We start from the raw sequence: 23921 nt of genomic DNA on the forward strand, positions 1-23921 counted from the left end.
GAGGAATATCCTCCCTCATCACTCATCAGCGGTTCAGGAACCGATGCTGGCGTAACCATATTATTATGAAGAGAACGGGGATAAAGGTTGTTCTCATACGATCAGGTAACGACCTCATAGACAGATGTCCCATCCACTTCAAAGACGAGGATAAGCCCTTCATCGGGGAGATTAACCAGATAGCGTTCCATCTCCAGTGGCCCGACGATGATGTGGGTGATGCCGTATTCCTCAAGGAGAAGAAGGGATCTCTCCGAATCCTGATAGATGGAACGAACATCAGCGATTCGCCGGCCATACCAGCCATCTTCATTACTCCGCCAGACAAGCTCATGGCCCTGCCACCCAAGGATCGTCGGAATACCTGTAAATGAAGAGATACGTCCTGCATAGGAGTATCCCTCCCCGACAGCCTCAACGATACGGAGGTCGCCATCAAGGGAACGGAGATACATAATCGCCGCCGCGTCACCCGGATGCGCTTCCTGAAGCCATGCTGATCCATCGAGGGTCTGGGTGGTATATCCATAGGTGAGCGGGGTAAACGGGGGGATCACAATCAGGAAGAGGATACCTGCTGTCAGAGCGGATCGGATCGCCCATGGCGGAAGAGCGCATGGCCAGGTCTGCCGGGAGAGCCATCTGCCGATGATGACGGTTGCCGAAATCCCCATCATCACCCATGCGGCCATTGAGAACTTAAAGACGGTATTCATCCGGTAGTAGAACTCCCCCATGTTATCCTTCAGATAGATGAGCTCACAGAAGATGATGACAGCGAGGCCGGCTATACCGATGATCTCTTCCGGACGGGCGGATCGTTTTACTGCCATCAACAGCAGTGCAAGGACAGCAATGCCTGCTGCGCCATATCCGGTAAGAAAACCGATGAGCGGAAGTATCAGGAGCCAGGGATACCGGTACAGCTCTTCCCATCCATACAGAAGGAAAACCGCCAGGAAGAATCCATGCACCAGGATGAATTCCACGAGGCTGCTCCCCTGTGGCACAATTCCTATTCCGAGGATCCCGGCCCCTTCAATCGAAGCCAGGAATGGCGAATACAGAAGGATCGAGAGGGGGGGAACGGCAAGGAGAGGCAACCACCCCCGGATATCCCGTCCAGCATACCGGATACCGGTGAGTAGGGCTATCAGGCAGTAGAAAGGGGCGTACAGGAGGACATCCCAGGAATTCACCCCCGGCATAGTGCCAAGAGAGAGGGCGAGAATGCCAGCGAGAATGACGCAGGATCGAAAAGAGAGATCTCCATACCTGAGATAGAGAAGAGTACAGAGGGTGATGAAAAGAACCTGGTTGAAGATGCCGAGGATATGGGCATGCGGGTCCCCCCAGAAGAAGGAGAAGAGAGGGTATTCGGTGATCGTCCCGACGATGACCCGGGTGCTCTCCCAGGGTACTACATCTATGGGGGTGCCGGTGATCAGGTGCCATATCGCAGCAGGGTTTGGGATGAAGAGAAGAGCCGCAGGAAGAAGGAAGTACCGCGGGATAAGGATATAGCCAAGAGCTGCTGCTGCTACCACTGCCATACCAGCGACGGTAGGGAGCATCAGGTTAAAGACAACGACGGACTCTCCGCCCGTTGTGATACCAAGGGCCCCGGCCATCCAGTGCCCAAGATAATAGTAGATGGAGAGATCCCCTCCTGCAAACCAGGGATCGAGAGGGGGAACCACCGGATTTCTCATCACCGAGGCGAGGAAGGCATGATCCATGAACTTCTCAGCGAACGATATCGATGGATTGAAGAACCGGATCTCAAGAAGATAGAGGAATCCGGCGAGAAACACAGCATCCCATCTGAGATTTCGTTTCAAATCCCCCGGCTCATACTCCTTACGGACGAGCATGACGCACCCGAGAAGGAAAAAGATCAATGCCGCCGCCTGTACAGGGAGATGAGCGGCTCCGGCATACCACGAGAAGAGAGTAAACAAGAGGAGAGAGAGGGGATATGAGAGTGGATAGGCGATCTCTGCAAGGGTGGTGCGGAGGAGAGGGTAGATTGAGATCTGTAGTATCTTCAGGGTGATGAGCCAGAAGATGACGGTCAGAATCTGGGCTTCAGCTCCGACCATCAATTTCACCCCTGATCTCCCCGGAGTATGCCCTCTTCAGGAGGGAAAGGGTCCATTCTCCAAAGTAGTAGATGGAAACGACCCCTCCTGCAAGTGTAACCATATTCTTGATGAGATGGTCAATGATGGCAATGAGGACTGCAGTTCCCGGTGCAACGCCGGCCAGTTCAAATGTCAGGGCGAGAGCGAGCTCATAGGTACCAACTCCGCCCGGGGTGATCGGGACGGCCTTGACGAGATTGCCGATGACGATAGCAAGAACAATCACCTGGAAGGGAATCATCTCTCCAAACATCATCGCAACCATCGCACAGATGATACAGTCGATGATCCAGATGGCGACAGAGGAGACTGAAAGGAGTGCGAGTGCCGATGTCGTCCCTGAAACAGAGCGAATCTCATCCAGGATCTTGAGGATCTTACCGAAGATCCGATTCTCTGAAGAGAGCCTCCCTGAGAAGAGGAGAATCAGAATGAAGAGGAGGCCCGCAAGGAGTGTGACACCGATGAGCGTCGAAAACCATGTCGCCTGGGTGACGACGAAAGGAAGCGCAATTGCACCAATGAGAGCGATGGTGATGATATCAAAGACACGCTCAACGATAAGGGAGGAGAGGCCGGTAGAGTACGTTGTCCCCTTTTCATGCCTGAGGATCAGAAGTCTGATAAGATCACCGAGTCGTGCCGGGATGATCAGGTTTGCCGTCTGAGAGACGAAGATACAGGCAGTCGAGAAGTTGATCCCCACTACTATCGAGAGGCGGGAGAGGATGAACAGGTACCGGTACCCCCGGAGGTACCAGGCTATGAGGCAGATGACGGTTGCAAGAAGGAGAAACCGGAGATCTGCTTCATGAAGTGTGATGAGAAGCTCATCCCATACACGAGAGAGGAGATATATGATTATAGCAGCTGCAAGGAGCGTCGAAAGGATGACGGTACTAATCTTTCGAAGCATGAAGGCGCCACCAGAGCTTCAGAATGTCTGATCCCATCCCGGTTACATCGGAGAGTTTCACCGTCGTCTGTTCACCCTGCCTCCAGACGACAGGGAACTCACAGACGCGGTATCCTTCACGCTCTGCAAGCACAAGAATCTCGGTATCCCAGAACCAGTGGGGTGCCCGGACGTTGGGAAGGAGGGAGGTGAGGAGATCCCGGGAGAATGCCTTGAACCCGCATTGATGATCGTAAAGCCGGCTCCCAAGGAAGAACCGGACAAGGGCGTTATACCCTCTGCTTGCAATCTCCCGTCCATGGCCCCGATCGATTGCAGAATCAGGCATCAATCGTGATCCGGTTGCGATAGCACATCCATCACGGACGGCACCGATGAGATCGGCAAGATGTACCATATCGGTTGCGAGATCAACATCATAATAACAGAAGATCGCCCCCCGGGATTCCATAAACGCACGGTTCAGCGCACGGCCACGGCCAAGCCGTTCATCTGCATGAAGGAGGCGGACACGCGGATCGCGTTCTTCCCACGAACGGACATATTCAGCACTGCCGTCATTGGACCCATCTTCGGCGATGAGGAGTTCAAATGACCCGGTGATCTCCTCAAGCCGTGAGATCGATTCAGGGATCGCTTTTTCAAGCGCCTTTCGGTCATTATACACCGGGATGACCGCTGAGACCTCCATCATGGCGACCACTCCATCACGGATTGCGCAATAGCTTCACCCGCTGCAACGGATCCGTCCATACTCCGTTCCGGATAGTTTTCAGATGAGAACATTCCTGCAATGAAGAGACCCGGAGCAGGATGCGGGTCTGGTATCATCGATCGGTATCCGGTCAGATAGACAGGACCTGCATACGGCTCGATACGGAGGCGGTGCCAGTGTATCGAGGATCTCGGGATGGAGAAACGGGAACAGAAATCAGAAATGAACAGCTCCTCACAATCATCCGGAGGCGTCCCGGAGTAGTATGATGCAATATAGACGATATGCTCCCCATATCTCTCGAATGGCAACAGGTTTGTATGGGTGATCACCGCACCATAAGGAGCAGAATCTCCGATATTCACCCAGTAAATCCCATCAGTCGGATCGGATGATGTGGCAAGGGTGAGGCAGGCAGACCCCTGGTACGGAAGGGATGGAAGGGGAAGGGAGGAGAGCCGCCCTGTCTCCTGCGGAGGAAGGGTTGATATGACACAGTCATACCTTTCGCCATCCACCATCCATCCATCCTCCACCGCCTGAAGAGAGGAGACACGATGGCCGGTCTCTACCCTGCAGCCCATCTCATCCAGCCTCAGGAGGAGAGCATCAATGAGCTCTACAAATCCCCCTTTGATATAACCAAGCCGCTCACCCTCTGAACCCCGATCAGAACGGATTGCGATCCTGCTCATCAGCCAGGCTGCAGAGACTTCCGAACGCCTCTCTCCAAATTTTGACTTGAGAAGCGGCTCAAAGAAGGACCGGTAGATCTGATCACCAAGTTCCTCCCGGATAAACCTCTCTGCCGGGATTTCATCAAGGGTTTCGTAATCGGCTTTTTTTGATCCAAGCACGAAGAGGCCAAGCCGAATCTTTTCAAGAAGGGAGAGATGAGGGTACCGGAGAATTTCTAACGGAGTGGTGAGCGGAGAGATGCTGCCCCCTACCATATACCCGGTACTTCCTTTCAGCCATTCAAGCCGTTCAGAAAGACCAAGCTCACTGATGAGTGCACGGAGGTGTACATCCCCGGAGAAGCAATGGTGGTAAAGCGACTCGATTGCGTAATCAGGAAGCCGATAGGATGAGAGGCACCCCCCCGGCTCAGCATCCATCTCAAGAACAGTCACCGTATGGGCTCCGGAGAGTCGGAGTGCCGCTGAAAGGCCGGTGAGTCCTCCACCGATTACGCAGATATGCATGCATTTATTGTGTTATCAGGGAGCATAAGAAAGTTTTTGAATCTTTCAGCCTAATTAACTAAGAAGTCATATATACTGAGGATACTAAAGGTAAAATCATTAGTATGGATGGTGTCACCTAAATGCGAGTATTTTTCATCGGATTCGGACAGGCAGGGGGGAAGATCGTCGATATGTTCCTTGCCATGGATCGAAAACTCCAGTATGGTAGTTTTCGCGGTATCGCCGTGAATACGGCACGTACCGATCTCATGGGACTGAAACATATCGAGATGAAAGATCGCCTCCTCATTGGCCAGACTGTGGTAAAAGGGCACGGTGTAGGAACCGATAACGTTACCGGCGCAAAGATCGCAGCTGACGAGATCGACACCATCATTAATGCAATCGATACCAGAGGAACACATGATATCGATGCCTTCGTCGTCGTTGCCGGTCTTGGAGGAGGAACGGGATCCGGTGGAACCCCTGTACTTTGCCGCCATCTGAAACGAATCTACAGGGAGCCGGTCTATGCCCTCGGGATGATTCCCGCCCCCGAAGAAGGGAGACTCTATTCTTATAATGCCGCCCGCAGTCTGGCCACCCTTGTGAATGAAGCTGATAACACCTTCATCTTCGATAACAGTGCATGGAAGAACGAGGGAGAGAGTGTTAAAAGCGCATACGAGCGCCTCAACGAAGAGCTTGTCCGCCGGTTTGGCGTCCTCTTCCGCGCAGGAGAGGTTGGAAAACTCGGCGTTGGTGAGATGGTCGTAGACTCATCCGAGATAATCAACACCCTCAGGGGCGGTGGAATCTCAACCATCGGGTATGCAATCTCTGATGTGATCACAAAGAGCAAACCGAAGAAGAGTATCTTCTCAGGATTTGGACGGAAAGATAAGGGGGAGAACCTCCTTACCGGGGAGGATAAGTCCGCGAAGATCATCGGGCTTATCAGAAGGGCGATGCTCGGTCGCCTGACCCTTCCCTGCGACTACACGACCGCCGAACGTGCTCTGGTTCTGGTTGCAGGGCCTCCGGATGAGCTTGACCGAAAAGGTGTTGAAAAGTCCAAGTCATGGGTTGAAGAGAACATTGCAGGAGTTGAGGTAAGAGGTGGTGACTACCCTGTCGATTCAACATATATCGCTGCGGTCGTTGTCCTCGCCACGATCGGAAACGCACCCCGAATCACCGAACTTCTTGAAGTAGCAAAAGAGACAAAACAGGATGTCATCAGATCCAAGGAGCGGCAGTCAACGATGTTTGAAGATGCTATTGACCCGCTCTTTGAGTGAGGAGAAGATATGATACAAGGACGGTTATTACTGATACTTATCGCCTGCCTGGCACTCTGTACCGTATCGGTTTCAGCCTTTACAGTACAGCCGCCATCAGGCATCCCAAGTGGAGACCTTGCACCCGGAACGAGAGTAAATATTGATACAACAGTATCTTTTCCAACAACATCGGGAACAACCTTCCCCAGTTCAGATACGCTCCAGTTCTATACCGAACTCGAATCGGTACGATGGAACATAGTAATCGTTTTGAATGCGATAGAAAATCCACGTCCGCTTGACACCGGGAGAATCGTGCGTATCAGTGGTTTTGAGCTTGAGTATCCGGGATCAATGGATCTGAAAGTCCGGGTCAATCTCGAAGGGACCACGCCGGAAGTGACAACCACAGATGATAAAACGATCCTCCGTATCCGGCAACTTGGTCCAAATGACGTTGTCCGGGGAGGCGGAGAATATAGCATCACCAGGAAAGTCGTTAACCCTGCTGAAGTACAGTCATCGATAAATTCTGCAAAGGCAGATCTTCAGACGCTGAAGACTTCAATTGATGCCGCTCAAAGTGACGGCGTCAACACAGCTGCCATCGAAGTCAAGTATAACGCAGCCCGGACGGCCCTTGAGAGTGCGAGTGCGGCAGGAACAAATGTCGGTACCGCACAGACTCATTTGAGCACAGCACGGACAAACATCGATGAAGCAAAAATTCTCCTCGAACAGGCTGTCGTCCAGCATTCGATCAGTACAGCAGAAGGATATCTGGCTGAGATCGATAGTATCATCGACTATCTCTCAAATGAACAGGGGAGGGCAGGCGACTCGCGTGTCATCCTGCTCACCTCCAAACGTCAGAGTATCAAGAATCTCATAGATACGGCAAAAGACTCATTTGAGGTAGGAAACTATGCACGTGCCGAGACACAGGCACAGGATGCAGTAGAGGATGGACAGAGAGTACTTCAGGAGGCACGGGATCTTAAGGAGGATATTGAGTCTCTCCCGACCGTCGTCGACCCCGACAAGCCGTTCCTCTGGATCATTATCGCAGGTATCATCATTGTAGTTATCGGCTTCGTTGTTGTGAAGAAACGACGTGCCTGGGATGAGCTGGGATAATATCATTACCCAACCACTTTTTTTATTCGATCTATTCTTCACTTAATATTCCTGGGATAATCCTGTTTTGATAAAGGTAGTGTAGCGATACCGAATAATGGCAATTAAGGACACTTCTCTATTGAACTCTACACGATCCTTGAGAGCGGTATTGAAGGAGGCTTCAGCAGGAAGAGAAGTGGTGTCGCTGAATACCCCAGGGTAATCCGACCCATGACAATCAGGAAGCGGTTCCATCAGGCAGTAACAGAGAGATATCAGAGAGAATACTGCCGTACAGATCACACCGCCAGGAACCCGGGAGTCCTGTCTTGATCTAAATCAAAAACGAGGGAGAAGAGGAACAAACCTTTCTCCTATGCTACTCGTCTGAAGACGTCGAAGTTCTGGCCACCAGTCGCCACCTGCCTCGTAAAGTAATACCAGACCAGGTTTCCTTTCACCTCATGATACGTCACCCAGTAGCTGTGACGCAACGTCACCTTCTCATAACCAGGAAGTGCATCAAAACTGTTCCGATCATGGGTGATGATGAGATCATAATTCCCGGAGATGAGAGACCCTTCATTCGGTCTGTCTCCATAGAGGGTGAACGGCTCCCATCGCTCCCCCCGATAATACCATGGAAGCGGCCAGTAGATATCTGTTGCAATGGCGACACGGTCAGATTCATCGATCCATTTCATCAGAATACGGAGATCTTCTGAATTCTGAACCTGTACAATCGGCTCAGCGATATCGGCAGGAGTAAAGGCGATATGCATCGTCATCCCGAAGAGGAAGATGATGCCGAGGCCGATGATCACCACCTTGGCCCGATCCAGCATGAAGGTGGCAACGAAGATCATCGGAAGGAGCTGGTGGAGGATGAGCCAGGGGACCTTCTCGCCAATATATGCATAGACAACCAGGGAGGCGATCATCCACCAGATTGAGAACCGGATGAACTCAAACTTTGGATCATAGGTGATACCGGGATCCGGACGGCAGAAGATGGCTCGAATCTCATCAGATATGCCTGATCGAGAGAGCAGCATGCGGTCAGACTTCCCGCTCTCCCCGAGAGACCGGATACTCCCGATGATCGTCCCCCCAAGAATAAAATGAATCATACCAAGTGCTGCCAGAATGAGAATCGGCACCTCATAGAGGACCAGGAAGACCAGATAAAAGTACCACGGACCTCCAAGCCGCTCAACCCCATGCATCTCCATCCAGTGAGAGATTGCCATCTGTCCGGCCTGCAGGACAATCTCGGGATGTGAGCCAAAGGACGAATAGAAGAGGGCGATGATACCAGCACCAAGGATCGTTGCAGAGATGAGATCCCGTCGCCAGGTGATCGGAAAGACCAGACGCCTCGTCCAGATTGCAAAGAGGAGGTATGAGCCGAGGATCACAAGGACGATGGGCATATTCTCTTTACTCGTCATCCCAAGTGCAGCCGCAACTGCAGCAACCAGTGCGTATCTGAGTTTTTCATACCTGAAGTATGCACACGCAGCGACGATGAGGAGGAGGGTAAAGAAAGCGATAAAGATATCATTTCTGAGGAACCGGGAGAAATAAACCATCTCCGGTGAAAACGCCAGAAGTACAGCAGCGACGAGCATCTGCCGTGCATCAAGGTATCCCATCCGATAAAGCGGATAGACGAGCGCTATGAGGGCAGTTCCAAGGAATGCAGGCAACAGCCGGCCGACGAGATCAGAATCCCCAAAGAGGGAGAAGATCCCGGCCGTCAGATAGAAGAGGAATGGCCCATGAAACTGTGGATCGTAGATATAGGTCCCTTTTGTCAGAAGTTCGTAGGCAAACCATGCGTGAACTACCTCATCATGGTGATAGAGTTTCAGATCCAGAAAGGCAAACCGAAGAATAGCTGCCAGGAGAATGACGTAAAAGAGTAGTAACTCCGGTGAAAGGAGTCGCTGAAAAATTGATGTATCCGGTGCGGCTTTCATGCCGCTATCTCACGATGATCATCCCTCAAGGACGATCTCAATGCCGATGTCCTTGGGCACCTGGATCCGCATCAGCTGGCGGAGTGCACGCTCGTCGGCATCGATATCGATGAGCCGCTTATGTACACGCATCTGCCAGCGATCCCACGTTGCCGTCCCTTCTCCATCCGGGCTTTTCCGGATGGGGACGATAAGACGCTTCGTCGGGAGTGATATCGGACCTGCTAAATTAACACCGGTTCGTTCAGCAATCTCACGGATGCGTGAGCAAACCGTCTCAATTTTTTCGTAGTCTGTCCCGGTAAGGCGTATTCTGGCTTTCTGCATAGAGGGTCACCGTAAAAGATGAGATACTTATCTCATCTGCTTCGCTTTTATGTCAAGGACAATACCTGCAGCGATGGTGGATCCCATATCACGGACCGCAAAGCGGCCGAGCTGCGGAAGCTCTTTTGCCTTCTCGATGACGAGGGGGCGGGTGGGAACAATCTTTACGATAGCAGCATCTCCGGCTTTAAGGAAGGCAGGGTTCTCCTCCTTGACCTGACCACTCCGTGGATCAAGCTTCTTCTGAAGCTCGAGGAAGGTGCAGGCAACCTGTGCTGTGTGACAGTGGAAGACCGGGGTGTACCCGACGGAGAGGACACTTGGGTGCTGAAGGACAACGACCTGGGCGGTGAACTCCTCTGCAACGGTTGGTGGTGCATCGACCGGTCCACAGACATCTCCACGGCGGATATCGTTCTTTGCGATACCACGAACGTTGAAACCAACATTGTCGCCGGGTCCTGCCTGTGCATGCTCTTCATGGTGCATCTCGATGGATTTTACCTCCCCCTCCTTGTTGGCAGGCATGAACGAAACCTTCATACCCTTCTTCAGGAGACCGGTCTCAACACGTCCGACAGGAACGGTTCCGATACCGGAGATGGTATAGACATCCTGGATCGGGAGACGGAGTGGCTTGTCGGTGGGCTTCTCAGGCTCTTTGAGTGTGTCAAGTGCCTCAAGGAATGTCGGGCCGTTATACCATGGGGTCTCCGGGGACTTCTTTGAGACGTTGACACCGGTAAAGGAGCTTATCGGGATGAAAAGTGTCTCTTCAGGCTTAAATCCGACCATCTTGATCAGATCAGTGACCTGCTGCTTCACTTCATTGAACCGCTTCTCGCTGTACTGTACGGCGTCCATCTTGTTGACGGCGATGATCAGCTGGTTAATACCGAGTGTTCTTGAAAGGAAGACGTGCTCCTTGGTCTGCTCCATCGGGCCGTCAGGTGCAGCGACAACAAGGACTGCTGCATCTGCCTGGGAAGCACCGGTGATCATGTTCTTGACGAAGTCACGGTGGCCTGGACAGTCGACAACGGTGAAGTAGTACTTCGCAGTGTCGAACCTCTTGTGGGCGATGTCGATGGTGATACCACGCTCACGCTCCTCTTTGAGATTGTCCATAACCCATGCAAACTCGAAAGAGCCCTTTCCCTTCGATTCGGCCTCCTTCTTGTATGAATCAAGAACGTGCTGGGCTACAGCACCGGTCTCGAAAAGAAGGCGACCAACCGTAGTTGACTTTCCGTGGTCAATGTGGCCGATAACGGCTAAATTCATGTGTGGCTTATCTGCTGCCATTCTCAATCCTCCACTCATATAGAGACAGTCAAGCGTGCAGCCTGTCCAATGCGAGTATAATAGATTGGAAAGGCAACTATATAAAATATTTCACTTTTCGCCGGAATTCCTCAAAAGAAACGATACAATGATGAACTATCCGATCCTATCCTCCCGTCATGAAGACGCTTCCATTTATTCGAGGACCAAACAACCGAATCACCGTCGAGTGCGCGACAGGGGAGGTCGCGATCCATATCCGGTGCGCCTACTGCAAGCACTGTGCAGGTATACGGATCGCCAAAAGGCTGACGCCATCTCCGCTTGTCCAGACCTATGAGAAGCTCCAGCGGGGCCGGGCATCGGATCAGGATCTTCTCACCGCAGCGATGATGTTCAACCAGCTGATCGAGGATCCCCGCGCAGAGGCGATCGAGTGTGCCGATGAGAAGGGGACCGGTTTTTCCCACCTCTCAGCACGCTGATTTTTCAGGCAAGCATAATCACAAATGTGAGGAGCACAACAGCCCTCACAATCTCATTTGATGCTCCAACAAGATCACCGTTGATCCCACCAAAGAGCCGGCGGGCACCAACAAGCAGGATTCCTGTTGCCGATACTGCCGCTCCCAGTGCTACGGCAACAGCCATCCAGGGAAGGGAAAGCAGAAAGAGCGGCAGAGCGAGGAGCCATGCAGGAATCACGAACCACCATCGTGCGCGTTCGTACAAAAAACTGTGAATCCCATCACGAAAGGGCGCTCCAAGAGCCGTAAGGGTTGCCATGGATGCCTTTGATGCGACCTCGGCGATGAGCAGAACAGCCGGGATCGCAGCAAGTGCAGAGAGAGATCCAAATGAGATGAGGGTGATGGTGACACCCATGGCAACACCGCCTGCCCCTATCTGGCGATCCGTCAGGGCTCTGATCCGAATCTCACGACTCCCGTGTGCCATCAGCCCGTCTCCAAGATCAAGGAGGCCATCGAAATGGTTGCATCCTGAGAGGAAGAGGAGAAGACCGATCGAAAGAGCTGCTCCTGCCAGAGGATTCGGAATGACGAAGAGTGGGAGGAGGGAAACGGCCCCGATCAGGTACCCTGCAAGCGGATAGAGATAGGATCGCTTCGCAAAGGCCTCAAAGTCTGCTGATCGCCCAGCAGGAAGTATTGTTGAGAACTGAAGAAGCGCCCGGACTCCCTCAAAGAGGCTCATTGACCTTCACTATAGAGTTTTGATGTGCACCCGGCAATAAGACCGGCGACAGCATCATCCATGAAGGGTCCAAGCTGCGAGAGGATTCCCGGCTTCTTCTGATCATACCTGGTAAACTCAAACCTCGCATAGGTACCTGCGATGATCTCCGCAATCGCCATCCCGATGATCTCATCTGCAAGGAGGAATACGGGATCATCTGCAATCTCTGAGTCCTTTCGTTTCGCATACAACTCCTCTTCAAGGAGAATTGCAGAGAGGAGCATCGCAGAGACATTTGGATCTCCAAGGGCACGCCGGATATTCCTCTCAAGAACCAGCCGTCCTTCATCTGCCGTCAGTCCATGGGGAACGTACAGCTCCATTCCGGCATTCAGTATCGCATCCATACCCACACCAAGGGCAAGGAGGCGCTCTTCTATCTCAAACATAATGACTATTATCTGGGAAGCAGGCAATCATTAACCTATATGGCATTTTTATCTGAAGAGATCACATACCATCCGAAACGACCTGTTTTTGCGCCGATACTGGCAAACACAATGCTCTCCAAGGTACCGGGAATATCCGGGGCAGGCCCTTCCCCTGAAAAGACCGTCTTTACACCCATTCTCGATGCCGAACTGATCGCAGACGGGAGGATCACCAGTATGCCGATCCGACCGAATACACCGACCGGATGCCCGACACCCGCCACCATCACGCGGGCGATGATGCAGCTCTGCGGCCTCGCCCCCTTCTTCATCAACGCCGGTCTTGAACATCCGGCAACAACACCAACCTACCATCTTTGTGGAGAACCGGGGAGAGATCCACGGATCTCCGATGCCGTCCCGATGGCAGGGATGCTCTATCAGAGAGGCAGAGAACTCGGAGCGTTCCTCTCACGGCTCTCTGATATGCTCGTCATTGGAGAATGCGTTCCGGGCGGGACAACCACATCCCTCTGCGTCCTGCGCGGCCTCGGGTATGATGCCCGCGTCTCAAGCAGTTTCATCGATAACCCGCATTCACTGAAAGAAGAGATTGCAGGGGCGGTTCTTCAGAGAATCCGGGACGAAGGCATCACCGAACCCCTCGATATTGTCGCTGCTGCCGGAGACCCGATGATCCCTGCCGCCGCCGGGATGGTTGAAGGCTTCTCCGGAGAGATTATACTTGCAGGAGGGACCCAGATGCTCTCTGTCGCCGCGCTTACGAAGGCGAGAGGTGTCCGGCTACCAAAGATAGCCACGACCATCTATGTTCATGACGACCCGTCTGCAAACTTCAGGGAGATCGCAGGGGCAATCGGTCTCTCTCCCGTCTATGTTGATCCCGGATTTGGTGAAACCGGCCACTCCGGCCTTGCCCGGTACTGTATCGGAGAGGTGAAGGAGGGGATGGGGGCAGGTGGCGCGATGTATCTCGCCAGAGCGTTAGGGCACACCGGATCAATGATCCGTGATGCAATCATGAGAACAGTCGAAGCCTACTCCTGAAGAGATAAGAGGGACAAGCATCAATATTTTTACAGGAATATGCAACCAATCTTTGTTGTCAATAACCATGGGCAGTTTAATCATCTCATTCACCGGATGCTCCGTGACCTTGAGATTGAGGTAAAGATGATCCCAAACACCACCCCCCCGGAAGAAGTGGCGGACGGATGCCGCGGGATCATCCTGGGAGGCGGGCCGAGTATCGAGAGAACCGGACGGTGTGCCGAGTATCTTGATCTCGATCTCCCCATCCTTGGTATATGCCTTGGCCATCAGCTCATTGCACGATCCCTCGGCGGAGAGATAGGATCGGGTAGAAGCGGGGGATATGGCGGTGTTGATGTGATGATAGAAGAGCATGGAGCCATCCTTGCAGGGTATCCTGATGCCATCCATGTCTGGGCATCCCATACCGATGAGGTGAAGCGCGTACCTGAAGGATTTACCATCCTTGCCAGATCCCCAATCTGCGATATTGAAGCGATGGGATCTGAAGAGAGACGGATCTTTGGCCTCCAGTGGCACCCTGAAGTGAGTCATACAGAGAACGGCAGCCTCATCTACAGAAACTTCGACGAGATATGCAGAGAGTAAGCGACCTTGCCGGAGCGATTAAAGAGATCGGGTTTGCCTGCACCGGATGCGGGGGCTGCTGCACTGGAGACGAGGAGCAGAGCAGGGTGATCATCTCCCCGGATGAGATCGGAGAGATACTCGAGGCAACAGCGATGGGGAGAAATGATATTGCAGCACCCTATCCCGAATTTATCGATGCAAATGACGGAAGACGGTTCACCTTTGCATGGTGTCTCCGGATGAAGGATGAGCGGTGCATCTTCCTCTCTCCAGATAAGCGATGTAGTATCTATCAGGTACGCCCCTGGATCTGCCGGACCTACCCCTTCATGCTTGAGGGGGGAGAGCTGGTCATCTCCGACTGCCCGGGCCTGGGGGGGGATATAACAGAGGCAGACGCACGATCACTTGCAACGGCACTTCTTAAACGAGAGGAGGCTGAAGAGAGGGAAGAGCAGGTGATCCGAAAAATCTTTTCAGAATCATCAATTCCGGCGGGTGAAACCGTCGTCTTTGACAGTCAGGGTATGTGGAGCATTCATGGGTGAACTGAAGATAATCGGGACGGCGCATGTCTCACAGAAGAGTATCGACGAGGTCATTGCCGGAGTGGCAGAGTTTGAGCCCGATATCATCGCGGTTGAGCTCGATCCCCCCCGGTATGCCGCACTGAAACAACAGGATGCCGGGGGAGAGGCCCCGGGAGTCTCTGACATCCTGAAGGGGGGTAATTTCACACAGCTGCTCGTCCAGTGGCTTCTTGGCTATGTCCAGCGGAAGATCGGGATGAACGTCGGGATTGAACCGGGCGCAGAGATGAAAGAGGCAATCCGGCTTGCAGAAGAGCGTGGGATCAGAATAGCCCTCATCGACCGCGATATCAGGATCACCCTCTCCCGTTTCTGGGATGGGATGACATTTCGTGAGAAGTTCAGGATGATCTATGCCCTTGCGATATCAGCAACAGGTGTCGGAGGAGAGGAGATCGATATCGACGCCCTCACCGATCAGGATGTCGTCACCCTTGCACTTGAGGAATTCCGGAAGTTCTCGCCAAACGGAGCAAGGGCACTGATTGATGAACGGGACGCATATCTTGCCCACAACCTCATCCCACTCGTACGGGGAGACCAGAAGGTCCTCGCCGTCATCGGTGCCGGACATCTGAAGGGTGTCACACAGTACCTGTCAGAACCTCAGACACTCCCCCCTCTCCGGGATCTCACCAAACAGACGAAACGCCTGCCATGGGGAAAGATCATCGGCGTCGGCGTCCTCGCCCTCTTCATCTCCCTCTTTATCATCATCGCATGCTCGGGAGTAGGCATGGATGTGCTCGCAACAGCGTTCCTCTGGTGGATTGCTATCAACGGTACACTGGCAGCCCTTGGAACCATTCTTGCACGAGGCCATCCAATCTCAGCAGGTGTCGCCTTTTCTGCCGCATGGCTCACCTCACTCAACCCCCTGATCGCGGCCGGCTGGTTTGCTGCAATCGTTGAGGCGAAGATCCGAAAACCTGCGTTCTCGGACTTCAAGGCCATCAGTAAAGCAGAGAGTATCACCGAGATGAGCACAATCCCGCTCTTCCGTGTCGTCCTTGTCGCAGCACTTGCCAACCTGGGGAGCACCCTTGGAACCGTCCTCTACTTCCTCTTTATCTTCCCGCTCCTTGGGATCGATCCGACGGTTCTCATCGGGGAAGGGGTGGCCAATATCTGGGAGATTATCTCGTCTTTCTGGTAAAAAGAATCAGAATGATTCCTATTTTTCAAGAGGTGCCGTGAAGCAGGAGAATGAGCGGCAGCGGGAAAGACTCAAGTAGTGGAAAGGGTTCTAAAGAATAATATGAAAGGAATTAGAACCTATACACAGGTCATTATCACCGGACTGGCCTGTATTCTGGCCATGCTCCTCATCAGCCCGGCGGCGGCGGCCATATCCGACATCCCTGCCGGAGGAACCGTCTTTATCGGGGAAGAGGGGGTTGATATTACTGCCTGCGGAGTCGCAGATGGTGATACTCTCGGCTGGTTTGCAGCGGGACGATCCCCGGCCACCGGGGATCCGGATACCACCGTCGTTGTCAGTGATGCAACCTCATTTTTCGTATCACCACAGATCTTCTCGGATCGGATCGGTGTCTGGTATAATCTTGCAACCGGGAATCCCGCATTCATGGTTGCCGATCCGTTTCTCCAGATCCGGGTATTTGATGTTGATTACGGAGCCATCGACCGGACAGGGCTCTGGGTCCCTATGGACTTTGAACTGCAGTTTCGGATAACAACCAACCTTGATGCGATGGCACAGCGGCCAGGGGTTACCGGAGCTCCAATCGAGGTACGAGTCACAGGAGAAGAGGGGGTTGAGTATTCTGCACTGAGCAACAGAGCTGGTGTCAGTACCCCCCTCATCTTCGCCGTCGACCGGTCACCATTTATGACCGGGGGGATCTGGTATCCTGATGCCGGGTATAGCCGGGGAGTCTACGACTTCTATGCATTCTGTGACGCAAACAACATGAAGGATAATTATCATGTCGTCGGAAAGACGATCACCGCCCGCGATGAGTCGGTATCACTCTCCCGGACAACCATCCCGACAATCACCACGCCCCCGGTGACACCTCTTCCGACGGCACCCCCCACCCCGGAACCGACCACCCTCCCGGCAACACCAACGCCGGCAGAGACACCCCCTGTCACCGAGACTCCGGTAGTACCAACGCCAACCCCGGAGCCAGCCCCGGCGAGTGCTCTCATCGCCCTTGTCGCCCTGACGCTGGTGATATGCCTCTTGATACGAAAATAATAACCATAAGAACAATACTCTGATGTACTATGATCCAGAACAAGAACATCGCGAACTTCGGCGTGACCATCATCCAGGCACGCCACAGTATCAGGAACTTTAAGGACACCCCGATCCCCGAGGAGATCATCAGAAAGGTCCTCGACTGTGCTAAATCTGCGCCATCAGCACGAAATATCCAGCCCTGGATATTCGGGACGATCACTGACCAGACGCTCAGGAGTCAGATCGCTGACCTTACGACACACGGTAAGTTCATCGCCGAGGCTCCGGTCTGCTTTGCCGTCTTCGGTGAGCGCGACCAGGAGTATGTCCTTGAGGACTGTTGTGCGGCAACCGAGAATATCCTCATCGCCCTGACCGGATATGGGATCGGCTCCTGCTGGGTTGCGGGCGAGGGGAAGGAGTATGCCGAGCCGATCAGAAAGCTCCTTGGCGTCCCTGAGAAGTACAAACTCATCTCTCTCATCGCTGCAGGCGAGGCAAAGACTGAAGGGTTTGTCCTTGCGAAGAAGAAGCTCCTCACTGATATCACCTTTAAGGACCGGTACTCAAACGAGTGACCCATCCACCCCCCTTTTCTCTCTGGATGGTGGCCAATTCAGACCAGCATTTATGCCTGATGAAACACCCAAAAGATATCCATGACACCACCGGTTCTTCAGGTTGCACTTGATATCCTTGATCTTGCCCGTGCCTATGCGATCACAGAGGAGGCGATAGCAGGAGGTGCGGACTGGATTGAGATAGGCACCCCGCTCATCAAGAGCGAGGGGATGGGTGCTATCCGGGAGATCCGGCGACGCCACCCGAAGATTACCCTCATCGCTGATATGAAGGTGAGCGATACAGGAGCCCTCGAGGTCGAGATGGCGGCAAAAGCAGGGGCAGATATCATCTGTATCCTCGCCGATGCAGACGACTCGGTCATCAGGGAGGCGGTCCGGGCAGCAGATCTCTATGGCGTCCGGTTGATGGGGGATATGATGACGGTCAGAGATCCCATCAGCCGGGCCCGGGAACTTGAGGAGATGGGCGTGCATATCATCAATGCCCATGTCGGCATTGATCAGCAGATGGTCGGAAAAAGTTCTCTTGAGCTTCTCGATCGCCTCGCCGGCGCGGTATCGATCCCGATTGCCGCTGCCGGCGGCCTTGATGCTGCGCGGGCGGCAGAGGCAGTGACACATGGGGCAGAGATCGTCATCATCGGTGGAGCAATCATCCGATCGAGCGATGTCACTGCGTCAACCGCCGCAATACGTTCTGCTATCGATGCACCCGGGCCACGATCCCAACAGAAGCGGGATCAGACGGACGAGATCCGATCGATGCTGGAGGAGGCATCCTCATCAAACGTCTCCGATGCGATGCATCGGAAAGGTGCGATGAACGGCCTGAAGCGGTACTCCGGAACCGGGAAGATGATCGGGCGTGCCGTCACCGTCCAGACCTTTGCCGGAGACTGGGCAAAACCCGTCGAGGCGATTGATCTCGCATCTCCCGGGGATGTGATCGTCATCAACAACAGCCGGGATACCACCATCGCTCCATGGGGAGAACTGGCAACACTCTCCTGCCAGAACAAGGGCGTCGCCGGCGTCATCATCGACGGGGCGGTTCGTGACCTTGACGATATCCTCGAAATGACAATTCCACTCTATGCAACAGCAGCGGTCCCGAATGCCGGAGAGCCCAAAGGGTTTGGAGAGATCAATGCGGAGATTGTTTGCTGCGGTCAGCAGGTGCGGCCGGGCGACTGGATCATCGGGGATGCAAGCGGTGTTGTCGTCCTTCCCAAAGAGCGGGCATATGAGATCAGCCGCCGCGCAGTCCTTGTTGCGCGGACCGAGGAGCGACTTCGCGAAGAGATCAGAAGGGGTTCCACCCTCTCGGTTGTGATGGAGCTCCTCCGCTGGGAGAAGCAGTAACCAGAGGAAACGGGGCTGCCGGGATAGTCCCGGAGCAATCACTTTTCTTTTATCAGAACAATTAGTATCCAATCGAATCCGGATCACCATACCCAGGACGATCAGGGATTCGTCCTCTCCGGAAGAGAGAGATGACTGAAGGAACGGAGTCGCGCAGATGTTACACGAGGCAAAAGAGACGCTGCGGGAAGTGATGCAGGCGGTCACCCCCATTGCTGTGATCGTATTTCTGGTATTACTCGTTCTGATCGGATCAGGCGCAGCAGAACTGATCGACTATATTCTCGGGGTCATGATGCTGACAACGGGAATCACGCTCTTCCTCATCGGGGTGAAGAGCGGGCTGCTCCCGATGGGCGAGGCGATCGGATCAGATCTCCCAAAACATGGATCGATCTATCTCGTCATCATCACCGCATTCCTGCTTGGATTCTTTGCAACCGTCGCCGAGCCTGATGTCAGGGTGCTGACAAATATGGTCGATCTGGTATCCAACGGAGAGATTGCCCAGAACCCGCTTGTCCTCTCAATTGCGATCGGAGTCGGCTTCTTTGTCATGCTGGCGATGCTCCGTATCGTCCTTGGCGTCCCGATCACCTGGCTCTTTGCAGCAGGGTATATGGTTGTCATCATCCTCTCCTTCATCGCACCGGCTGATTACCTCCAGATCGCGTACGATGGCGGGGGCGTCACCACCGGGCCGCTGACCGTCCCATTCATCCTCGCCCTCGGTATAGGTCTCAGCTCGGTCCTTGCCGGAAGATCGACGCTCACTGATGGCTTTGGGCTGATAGGGCTTGCATCGATCGGCCCGATCATCGGAATCATGGTGCTGGGGATACTCCTATGATAGCAGAACTTGGAATCCTGACCGGTATCGACCATGTCATCCTCGAAGCGATCATCGCACTGATCCCGCTCTCGATCTTCTTCATCCTCTTTCAGATTACCTACCTGAAGCTCCCCATCGGGCATGTCATCAATCTCTTCAAAGGAATTGTCTTTACCCTGTTTGGGATGATCCTCTTCCTTCAGGGGGTGAAAGTCGCCTTTATCCCGGCAGGTGAGGCGATCGGATCCTTCTTCAGCGCAATCGGGAAACCCTGGATCCTCATCCCCTTCGGTTTTCTCCTCGGACTCCTTGCAACCTATGCAGAGCCTGCAGTCAGGATCCTCTGTTACGAGATCGAGAACTCGTCAAGCGGGTTCATCAGGGGAACACTTATCCTCTATACACTCTCCCTCGGAGTCGGGGTTGCCGTTGCACTCGGTATGGGGCGGATCGTCTATGGCTTTTCATTCCTCCCAATCATCATCACCGGATACGTCATCGCCATCATCCTCCTCTGGTTTGCAGACCGCGACTTCGTCGGGATCGCCTTCGATTCAGGCGGGGTTGCAACAGGCCCGATGGCGGTCACCTTCTTAATGGCACTCGCCGTTGGGGCGGCAACGGGGATAGAAGGGCGCGATCCGGTGATCGACGGGTTCGGGCTGATCGCACTTATTGCTCTGGCACCGATCCTCTCAATTCTCATCCTTGGCATCTACTTCAAAAAGAAAAAGGTGAATACATCATGATCTGTGAAGGTTGTAAAGTACTGATTGTAACAATCGTCAAAAAAGGCTGGTCACAACAGGTGATCGAGGCATCCCGTCGGGCAGGTGCATCAGGTGGCACGATTATTCCCGGCCGTGGAACCGGCATCCATGAGATGCAGACACTCCTTGGGCTCCGAATCGAACCTGAGAAGGAAATTATCCTCACCATTGTCAATCCTGAACAGACCGATATGATCCTCGAGGCCATCGTTTTGGGAGCAGAGCTTGAAAAGCCGGGCAATGGAATCGCCTTTGTCATCAGCCTCGATAAGGTTGCAGGCCGTGTCCATATGTTCACAAAAGAAGAAGAGGAAGAATAGGGTTCAACTAAGATCGCTCTCCCGAAGGAGAGAGCCGCCTGCTGCCCGAATCTTCGAGATCGCCTCTCCCGCCTGGCTCACCCTCAGGATGAGCACTGCAGCTTCCCTGCCGGAATAGGCGTACGCATACTCAATATTAATGCCGGCATCACCGAGAATCCGGGCAACCTGATGAAGACCACCCGGCTCATCCTTCATCCGGACCGCAATCACATCAGTGAACTGGACAGCAAACCCAAGCTTTTCAAGAACAGAACGCGCAGTCTCAGGTGTATCCACGAGTGCACGAACAACGCCGAAACTGCTCGCTTCTGCGATTGAGAAGGCAAAGATATTCACATTGCTCTTCTGGAGGGCTTCTGCAATGGCAGCAAGCCTCCCCGGTTTATTCTCCGAGAAGACGGAGATCTGTTTGATGATATACTCTTCCTGCATCAGATAACCCTCCGGTCGATGACACGTTTCGCTTTTCCCTCAAACCGGGGGAGCGATCCCGGTTCTGCAAGCTCCACAACAACAGCCACATTCAGGGCACTCTTGAGTGTATGTTCCACTTTCTTTTTGATGTTGATGAGATCATTGATTCGATCACTAAATGCTTCGGGGGCAACCTCAACCCTGACGATCATATCATCAAGCGAGCCTTTCCGGTCAACCTCGATGAGGAAATGACCTGCAAGTTCAGGAATCCCAAGGAGTGCATGTTCGACGGCTGAGGGGAAGACGTTGATACCACGGATAATCAGCATGTCATCGACACGGCCGGTAATCCGCTGAATACGTGGATGTGTCCTGCCACATGCACAGGGTTCGTCATCAATCCGGGTAATATCCCCTATACGGTACCGGATCATCGGAAGAGCCTCTTTCTGAAGGACGGTCATGACGAGCTCACCCGACTCTCCAGATTCAAGAACCTCACCGGTTACAGGATCAATAATCTCAGGATACGCGATATCCCCCCAGATATGGATACCCTGCTGGGCAGTGCATTCAGAGAACATCGGGCCGGATATCTCGCTTGTACCATAGATATTGTACGCTTTGACACCCATCGTCTCATAGATACGCGTCCTCATCGACTCGGACCATGGTTCCGCACCGATAATCGCTGACCGGAGATCGGTATCGTTTTTGATAGAGATACCCATCCGTTCTGCCGCTTCACCGATATGGATCAGGTATGATGGTGTGCATGCGATGGCGGTCGCCTTCAGATCCTGCATCAGCTCGATCTGCCGTTCGGTATTGCCGACACTCGTCGGGAGGACGGCCGCACCGATCCGCTCTGCCCCGTAATGGAGGCCAAGGCCCCCGGTGAAGAGACCATACCCATACGAGACCTGGATGACATCCCCCCGCCCAAGACCACAGGAAGTGAGTGCACGTGCAAGCGATGTCGTCCAGAGATCGAGATCTTTGCGGGTGTACCCGACGACAGTCGGCTTCCCTGTCGTTCCGGAGGAGACATGGTAGCGGACGACTTCATCATGGGGTGCACAGAAGATCCGGTTTGGATAGTTATCCCGGAGATCATGCTTATACATGAACGGGAGGAGGCGGATATCCGAGAGGGTCCGGATATCATCCGGATGCACACCCGCCTCCTTCATCCGCCGATGATAGAACTCGGAGAAACTGTACAACCGGTAGACGAGTGTCTTGAGGAGCCTGTACTGGAGCTTCTGGAGATCTTCCTTCGGCATCGTCTCAATCCGTGGATCCCAGCAGTGCATCAGAGATCACCCCTCCGGTCAATAACACGCTTCGCCTTCCCCTCAAACCGTGGGAGTGAGCCGGGTTCAACAAGCCTGACGCTCGTCCTGAGGGAGAGGGCTTCCTGCAGCCTCTGCTGTATCTGCTTCTGAAGACCGACAAGGTCGCCGAGTTCGCCTGAGAAGGCAGAGCGGTTCATCTCAACATCAATCGTCATCTCATCAAGATGGTGTACCCGGTCGATATATACCATAAACTGATCGCCCACCTCCGGAATTCCGAGGAGAACATGCTCAATCTGCGAGGGGAAGACGTTGATCCCCCGGATAACAAGCATATCATCACTCCTCCCCATAATACGTGCGATCCGCAGCCCCCGCCCGCATGGGCATTCATCCTCGATGAACATGGTGATATCACCTGTACGGTACCGGATCATCGGCATCGCCTCCTTTGACAGGGATGTGATGACCAGTTCACCCTTCTCGCCGGGGCCAAGCGTCTCACCGGTCGCAGGATCGATGATCTCCGGGAGATAGCAGTCCTCCCAGATATGCAGGCCATGCTTCTCGGTACATTCAAAAGCGACGCCGGGGCCGTACATCTCGCTCATCCCGTAGCTGTCATAGGCATCAATGGCGAGGCGGGTCTCAAGCTCATGCCGCATCGTTTCAGACCATGCTTCCGCTCCAAAACAGCCAATCCTGAGTGAATCAAGCGTCACGCCCATCTCTTCAATGACTTCGGTGATATGGAGCGCGTATCCGGGGGTACAATGAAGAGCTGTCACCCCGAAGTCCTGGATCATCTCGATCTGGCGCTTTGTATTTCCTGTCGCGCTCGGAACGACCATCATCCCTGTACGTTCTGCTCCGTAATGGAATCCAAGGCCGCCGGTGAAGAGACCATAGTTCACTGCATTCTGGAATGTGTCGTCTGCGGTCAGGCCGACCATCGTCAGATTTCGTGCGATAAGATCCGACCAGGTATCAATATCGCGCTGTGTATAGCCGACAACCGTTGGCTTACCGGTCGTTCCGGAGGTCGTATGGACTCGTACGATCTCCCGGCGAGGAACCGCAAAGAAACCGAATGGATACCCTTCCCGGAGATCGGTCTTCTTTGTGAATGGAAGCCGCGAAAGATCATCGGTGCTTCTGATGTCATCAGCGGATATACCGGCTTCACGAAGCCTTTCCCGGTAAAAGGGGACGTTCTCTGCAAGCGATACCGTCCATCTCAGCTGCTTTGCCTGGAGTTCTTCAAGGCGCTTCCCCCGAAGAGTCTCTCTCTCTTTATCCCAGAACAT

At 53.6% G+C, this 23921-nt stretch carries 25 protein-coding genes; 13 read left to right on the plus strand and 12 right to left on the minus strand.

Going from position 1 to position 23921, the window contains the following annotated elements; all coding sequences use genetic code 11:
* Positions 1–101: 101 nt before the first annotated feature.
* From RJ53_RS06685 to RJ53_RS06700, 4 genes are read right to left on the minus strand one after another with little or no spacing between them, the layout of a single operon-like run.
* Positions 102–2102, minus strand: coding sequence for a DUF2298 domain-containing protein (locus RJ53_RS06685; RefSeq protein ID WP_211530853.1), 2001 nt, complete (start codon positions 2100–2102; stop codon positions 102–104).
* Entirely contained in the window at positions 2089–3060 is a 972-nt protein-coding gene (locus tag RJ53_RS06690) for a lysylphosphatidylglycerol synthase transmembrane domain-containing protein (RefSeq protein ID WP_211530854.1), read from the minus strand. The genes RJ53_RS06685 and RJ53_RS06690 overlap by 14 nt, the downstream gene beginning before the upstream one ends.
* Positions 3044–3754, minus strand: coding sequence for a dolichyl-phosphate beta-glucosyltransferase (locus RJ53_RS06695; RefSeq protein WP_211530855.1), 711 nt, complete (start codon positions 3752–3754; stop codon positions 3044–3046). Before RJ53_RS06695 ends, RJ53_RS06690 begins: the two co-directional genes overlap by 17 nt.
* Positions 3751–4980 (minus strand): NAD(P)/FAD-dependent oxidoreductase, encoded by a 1230-nt coding sequence (locus RJ53_RS06700; RefSeq protein ID WP_211530856.1) that lies wholly within the window; start codon positions 4978–4980, stop codon positions 3751–3753. Before RJ53_RS06700 ends, RJ53_RS06695 begins: the two co-directional genes overlap by 4 nt.
* A gap of 122 nt (positions 4981–5102) precedes the next feature.
* Here RJ53_RS06700 and RJ53_RS06705 point away from each other — a divergent pair, with 122 nt between their 5' ends.
* The gene (locus RJ53_RS06705; RefSeq protein ID WP_211530857.1) at positions 5103–6263 is read left to right on the plus strand and encodes a tubulin/FtsZ family protein; all 1161 of its coding nucleotides are present in this window, start codon (positions 5103–5105) and stop codon (positions 6261–6263) included.
* 9 nt (positions 6264–6272) lie between these two features.
* Complete coding sequence (locus RJ53_RS06710; protein WP_211530858.1) at positions 6273–7382, plus strand: hypothetical protein; 1110 nt, start codon at positions 6273–6275, stop codon at positions 7380–7382.
* Positions 7383–7738: 356 nt separating this feature from the next.
* Here RJ53_RS06710 and RJ53_RS06715 read toward each other — a convergent pair whose 3' ends face one another.
* From RJ53_RS06715 to tuf, 3 genes are read right to left on the minus strand one after another with little or no spacing between them, the layout of a single operon-like run.
* Positions 7739–9346: a flippase activity-associated protein Agl23 gene (locus tag RJ53_RS06715; RefSeq protein WP_211530859.1), complete on the minus strand. Its 1608-nt coding sequence runs from the start codon at positions 9344–9346 to the stop codon at positions 7739–7741.
* Between the two features lie 18 nt (positions 9347–9364).
* Positions 9365–9673: a 30S ribosomal protein S10 gene (gene rpsJ, locus RJ53_RS06720; RefSeq protein ID WP_211530860.1), complete on the minus strand. Its 309-nt coding sequence runs from the start codon at positions 9671–9673 to the stop codon at positions 9365–9367.
* Positions 9674–9700: 27 nt separating this feature from the next.
* A complete protein-coding gene (tuf, locus tag RJ53_RS06725; RefSeq protein ID WP_211530861.1) occupies positions 9701–10978 on the minus strand; it encodes a translation elongation factor EF-1 subunit alpha in 1278 nt (425 codons plus the stop codon).
* Positions 10979–11136: 158 nt separating this feature from the next.
* Between tuf and RJ53_RS06730 the strand changes: the two genes are divergently transcribed.
* Positions 11137–11442 carry a hypothetical protein gene (locus RJ53_RS06730; protein WP_211530862.1) on the plus strand — a complete coding sequence of 102 codons (306 nt, stop codon included), beginning with the start codon at positions 11137–11139 and terminating at the stop codon, positions 11440–11442.
* 4 nt (positions 11443–11446) lie between these two features.
* Here the strand turns inward: RJ53_RS06730 and cobS are convergent, their stop codons facing one another.
* Both cobS and RJ53_RS06740 read right to left on the minus strand, forming a co-directional pair.
* On the minus strand, positions 11447–12172 hold the full coding sequence (gene cobS / locus RJ53_RS06735; RefSeq protein WP_211530863.1) for an adenosylcobinamide-GDP ribazoletransferase: 726 nt from the start codon (positions 12170–12172) through the stop codon (positions 11447–11449).
* Positions 12169–12603 (minus strand): phosphatidylglycerophosphatase A, encoded by a 435-nt coding sequence (locus tag RJ53_RS06740; RefSeq protein WP_211530864.1) that lies wholly within the window; start codon positions 12601–12603, stop codon positions 12169–12171. The genes cobS and RJ53_RS06740 overlap by 4 nt, the downstream gene beginning before the upstream one ends.
* A 39-nt stretch (positions 12604–12642) precedes the next feature.
* Here RJ53_RS06740 and cobT point away from each other — a divergent pair, with 39 nt between their 5' ends.
* The 10 genes from cobT to RJ53_RS06790 all read left to right on the plus strand — a co-directional run bounded on the left by cobT (position 12643) and on the right by RJ53_RS06790 (position 20896).
* On the plus strand, positions 12643–13653 hold the full coding sequence (cobT, locus tag RJ53_RS06745; RefSeq protein WP_211530865.1) for a nicotinate mononucleotide-dependent phosphoribosyltransferase CobT: 1011 nt from the start codon (positions 12643–12645) through the stop codon (positions 13651–13653).
* 39 nt (positions 13654–13692) lie between these two features.
* Complete coding sequence (locus tag RJ53_RS06750) at positions 13693–14247, plus strand: GMP synthase subunit A (protein WP_211530866.1); 555 nt, start codon at positions 13693–13695, stop codon at positions 14245–14247.
* Positions 14235–14777: a YkgJ family cysteine cluster protein gene (locus tag RJ53_RS06755; RefSeq protein WP_211530867.1), complete on the plus strand. Its 543-nt coding sequence runs from the start codon at positions 14235–14237 to the stop codon at positions 14775–14777. Before RJ53_RS06750 ends, RJ53_RS06755 begins: the two co-directional genes overlap by 13 nt.
* A complete protein-coding gene (locus RJ53_RS06760) occupies positions 14743–15975 on the plus strand; it encodes a TraB/GumN family protein (RefSeq protein ID WP_343221845.1) in 1233 nt (410 codons plus the stop codon). The genes RJ53_RS06755 and RJ53_RS06760 overlap by 35 nt, the downstream gene beginning before the upstream one ends.
* Positions 15976–16077: 102 nt before the next feature.
* The gene (locus RJ53_RS06765) at positions 16078–17043 is read left to right on the plus strand and encodes a DUF3821 domain-containing protein (protein ID WP_211530868.1); all 966 of its coding nucleotides are present in this window, start codon (positions 16078–16080) and stop codon (positions 17041–17043) included.
* Positions 17044–17072: 29 nt separating this feature from the next.
* Positions 17073–17606, plus strand: coding sequence for a nitroreductase family protein (locus tag RJ53_RS06770; protein WP_211530869.1), 534 nt, complete (start codon positions 17073–17075; stop codon positions 17604–17606).
* 81 nt (positions 17607–17687) lie between these two features.
* Positions 17688–18974, plus strand: a complete 1287-nt coding sequence (locus tag RJ53_RS06775) for an orotidine 5'-phosphate decarboxylase / HUMPS family protein (RefSeq protein WP_211530870.1) — start codon at positions 17688–17690, stop codon at positions 18972–18974.
* A 157-nt stretch (positions 18975–19131) separates the two neighbouring features.
* Positions 19132–19824, plus strand: a complete 693-nt coding sequence (locus tag RJ53_RS06780) for a DUF1538 domain-containing protein (protein ID WP_211530871.1) — start codon at positions 19132–19134, stop codon at positions 19822–19824.
* Entirely contained in the window at positions 19821–20555 is a 735-nt protein-coding gene (locus RJ53_RS06785) for a DUF1538 domain-containing protein (protein ID WP_211530872.1), read from the plus strand. The genes RJ53_RS06780 and RJ53_RS06785 overlap by 4 nt, the downstream gene beginning before the upstream one ends.
* Entirely contained in the window at positions 20552–20896 is a 345-nt protein-coding gene (locus tag RJ53_RS06790) for a P-II family nitrogen regulator (protein ID WP_211530873.1), read from the plus strand. The genes RJ53_RS06785 and RJ53_RS06790 overlap by 4 nt, the downstream gene beginning before the upstream one ends.
* Before the next feature lie 3 nt (positions 20897–20899).
* Here RJ53_RS06790 and RJ53_RS06795 read toward each other — a convergent pair whose 3' ends face one another.
* From RJ53_RS06795 to RJ53_RS06805, 3 genes are read right to left on the minus strand one after another with little or no spacing between them, the layout of a single operon-like run.
* Entirely contained in the window at positions 20900–21331 is a 432-nt protein-coding gene (locus RJ53_RS06795; protein WP_394357506.1) for an ACT domain-containing protein, read from the minus strand.
* The gene (locus RJ53_RS06800; RefSeq protein ID WP_211530874.1) at positions 21331–22632 is read right to left on the minus strand and encodes a phenylacetate--CoA ligase family protein; all 1302 of its coding nucleotides are present in this window, start codon (positions 22630–22632) and stop codon (positions 21331–21333) included. The genes RJ53_RS06795 and RJ53_RS06800 overlap by 1 nt, the downstream gene beginning before the upstream one ends.
* Entirely contained in the window at positions 22632–23921 is a 1290-nt protein-coding gene (locus RJ53_RS06805) for a phenylacetate--CoA ligase family protein (RefSeq protein WP_211530907.1), read from the minus strand. The genes RJ53_RS06800 and RJ53_RS06805 overlap by 1 nt, the downstream gene beginning before the upstream one ends.

Source organism: Methanocalculus chunghsingensis, assembly GCF_018132105.1.
In the GTDB taxonomy this organism is placed as follows: Archaea; Halobacteriota; Methanomicrobia; order Methanomicrobiales; family Methanocorpusculaceae; genus Methanocalculus; species Methanocalculus chunghsingensis.

Excerpts from the sequence above, each read along its gene's own strand:
- RJ53_RS06685 (WP_211530853.1), bottom strand. The coding sequence starts at position 2,102 with ATGGTCGGAGCTGAAGCCCAGATTCTGACCGTCATCTTCTGGCTCATC.
- RJ53_RS06690 (WP_211530854.1), bottom strand. The coding sequence starts at position 3,060 with ATGCTTCGAAAGATTAGTACCGTCATCCTTTCGACGCTCCTTGCAGCT.
- RJ53_RS06695 (WP_211530855.1), bottom strand. The coding sequence starts at position 3,754 with ATGATGGAGGTCTCAGCGGTCATCCCGGTGTATAATGACCGAAAGGCG.
- RJ53_RS06700 (WP_211530856.1), bottom strand. The coding sequence starts at position 4,980 with ATGCATATCTGCGTAATCGGTGGAGGACTCACCGGCCTTTCAGCGGCA.
- RJ53_RS06705 (WP_211530857.1), top strand. The coding sequence starts at position 5,103 with ATGCGAGTATTTTTCATCGGATTCGGACAGGCAGGGGGGAAGATCGTC.
- RJ53_RS06710 (WP_211530858.1), top strand. The coding sequence starts at position 6,273 with ATGATACAAGGACGGTTATTACTGATACTTATCGCCTGCCTGGCACTC.
- RJ53_RS06715 (WP_211530859.1), bottom strand. The coding sequence starts at position 9,346 with ATGAAAGCCGCACCGGATACATCAATTTTTCAGCGACTCCTTTCACCG.
- rpsJ (WP_211530860.1), bottom strand. The coding sequence starts at position 9,673 with ATGCAGAAAGCCAGAATACGCCTTACCGGGACAGACTACGAAAAAATT.
- tuf (WP_211530861.1), bottom strand. The coding sequence starts at position 10,978 with ATGGCAGCAGATAAGCCACACATGAATTTAGCCGTTATCGGCCACATT.
- RJ53_RS06730 (WP_211530862.1), top strand. The coding sequence starts at position 11,137 with ATGAAGACGCTTCCATTTATTCGAGGACCAAACAACCGAATCACCGTC.
- cobS (WP_211530863.1), bottom strand. The coding sequence starts at position 12,172 with ATGAGCCTCTTTGAGGGAGTCCGGGCGCTTCTTCAGTTCTCAACAATA.
- RJ53_RS06740 (WP_211530864.1), bottom strand. The coding sequence starts at position 12,603 with ATGTTTGAGATAGAAGAGCGCCTCCTTGCCCTTGGTGTGGGTATGGAT.
- cobT (WP_211530865.1), top strand. The coding sequence starts at position 12,643 with ATGGCATTTTTATCTGAAGAGATCACATACCATCCGAAACGACCTGTT.
- RJ53_RS06750 (WP_211530866.1), top strand. The coding sequence starts at position 13,693 with ATGCAACCAATCTTTGTTGTCAATAACCATGGGCAGTTTAATCATCTC.
- RJ53_RS06755 (WP_211530867.1), top strand. The coding sequence starts at position 14,235 with ATGCAGAGAGTAAGCGACCTTGCCGGAGCGATTAAAGAGATCGGGTTT.
- RJ53_RS06765 (WP_211530868.1), top strand. The coding sequence starts at position 16,078 with ATGAAAGGAATTAGAACCTATACACAGGTCATTATCACCGGACTGGCC.
- RJ53_RS06770 (WP_211530869.1), top strand. The coding sequence starts at position 17,073 with ATGATCCAGAACAAGAACATCGCGAACTTCGGCGTGACCATCATCCAG.
- RJ53_RS06775 (WP_211530870.1), top strand. The coding sequence starts at position 17,688 with ATGACACCACCGGTTCTTCAGGTTGCACTTGATATCCTTGATCTTGCC.
- RJ53_RS06780 (WP_211530871.1), top strand. The coding sequence starts at position 19,132 with ATGTTACACGAGGCAAAAGAGACGCTGCGGGAAGTGATGCAGGCGGTC.
- RJ53_RS06785 (WP_211530872.1), top strand. The coding sequence starts at position 19,821 with ATGATAGCAGAACTTGGAATCCTGACCGGTATCGACCATGTCATCCTC.
- RJ53_RS06790 (WP_211530873.1), top strand. The coding sequence starts at position 20,552 with ATGATCTGTGAAGGTTGTAAAGTACTGATTGTAACAATCGTCAAAAAA.
- RJ53_RS06795 (WP_394357506.1), bottom strand. The coding sequence starts at position 21,331 with ATGCAGGAAGAGTATATCATCAAACAGATCTCCGTCTTCTCGGAGAAT.
- RJ53_RS06800 (WP_211530874.1), bottom strand. The coding sequence starts at position 22,632 with ATGCACTGCTGGGATCCACGGATTGAGACGATGCCGAAGGAAGATCTC.
- RJ53_RS06805 (WP_211530907.1), bottom strand. The coding sequence starts at position 23,921 with ATGTTCTGGGATAAAGAGAGAGAGACTCTTCGGGGGAAGCGCCTTGAA.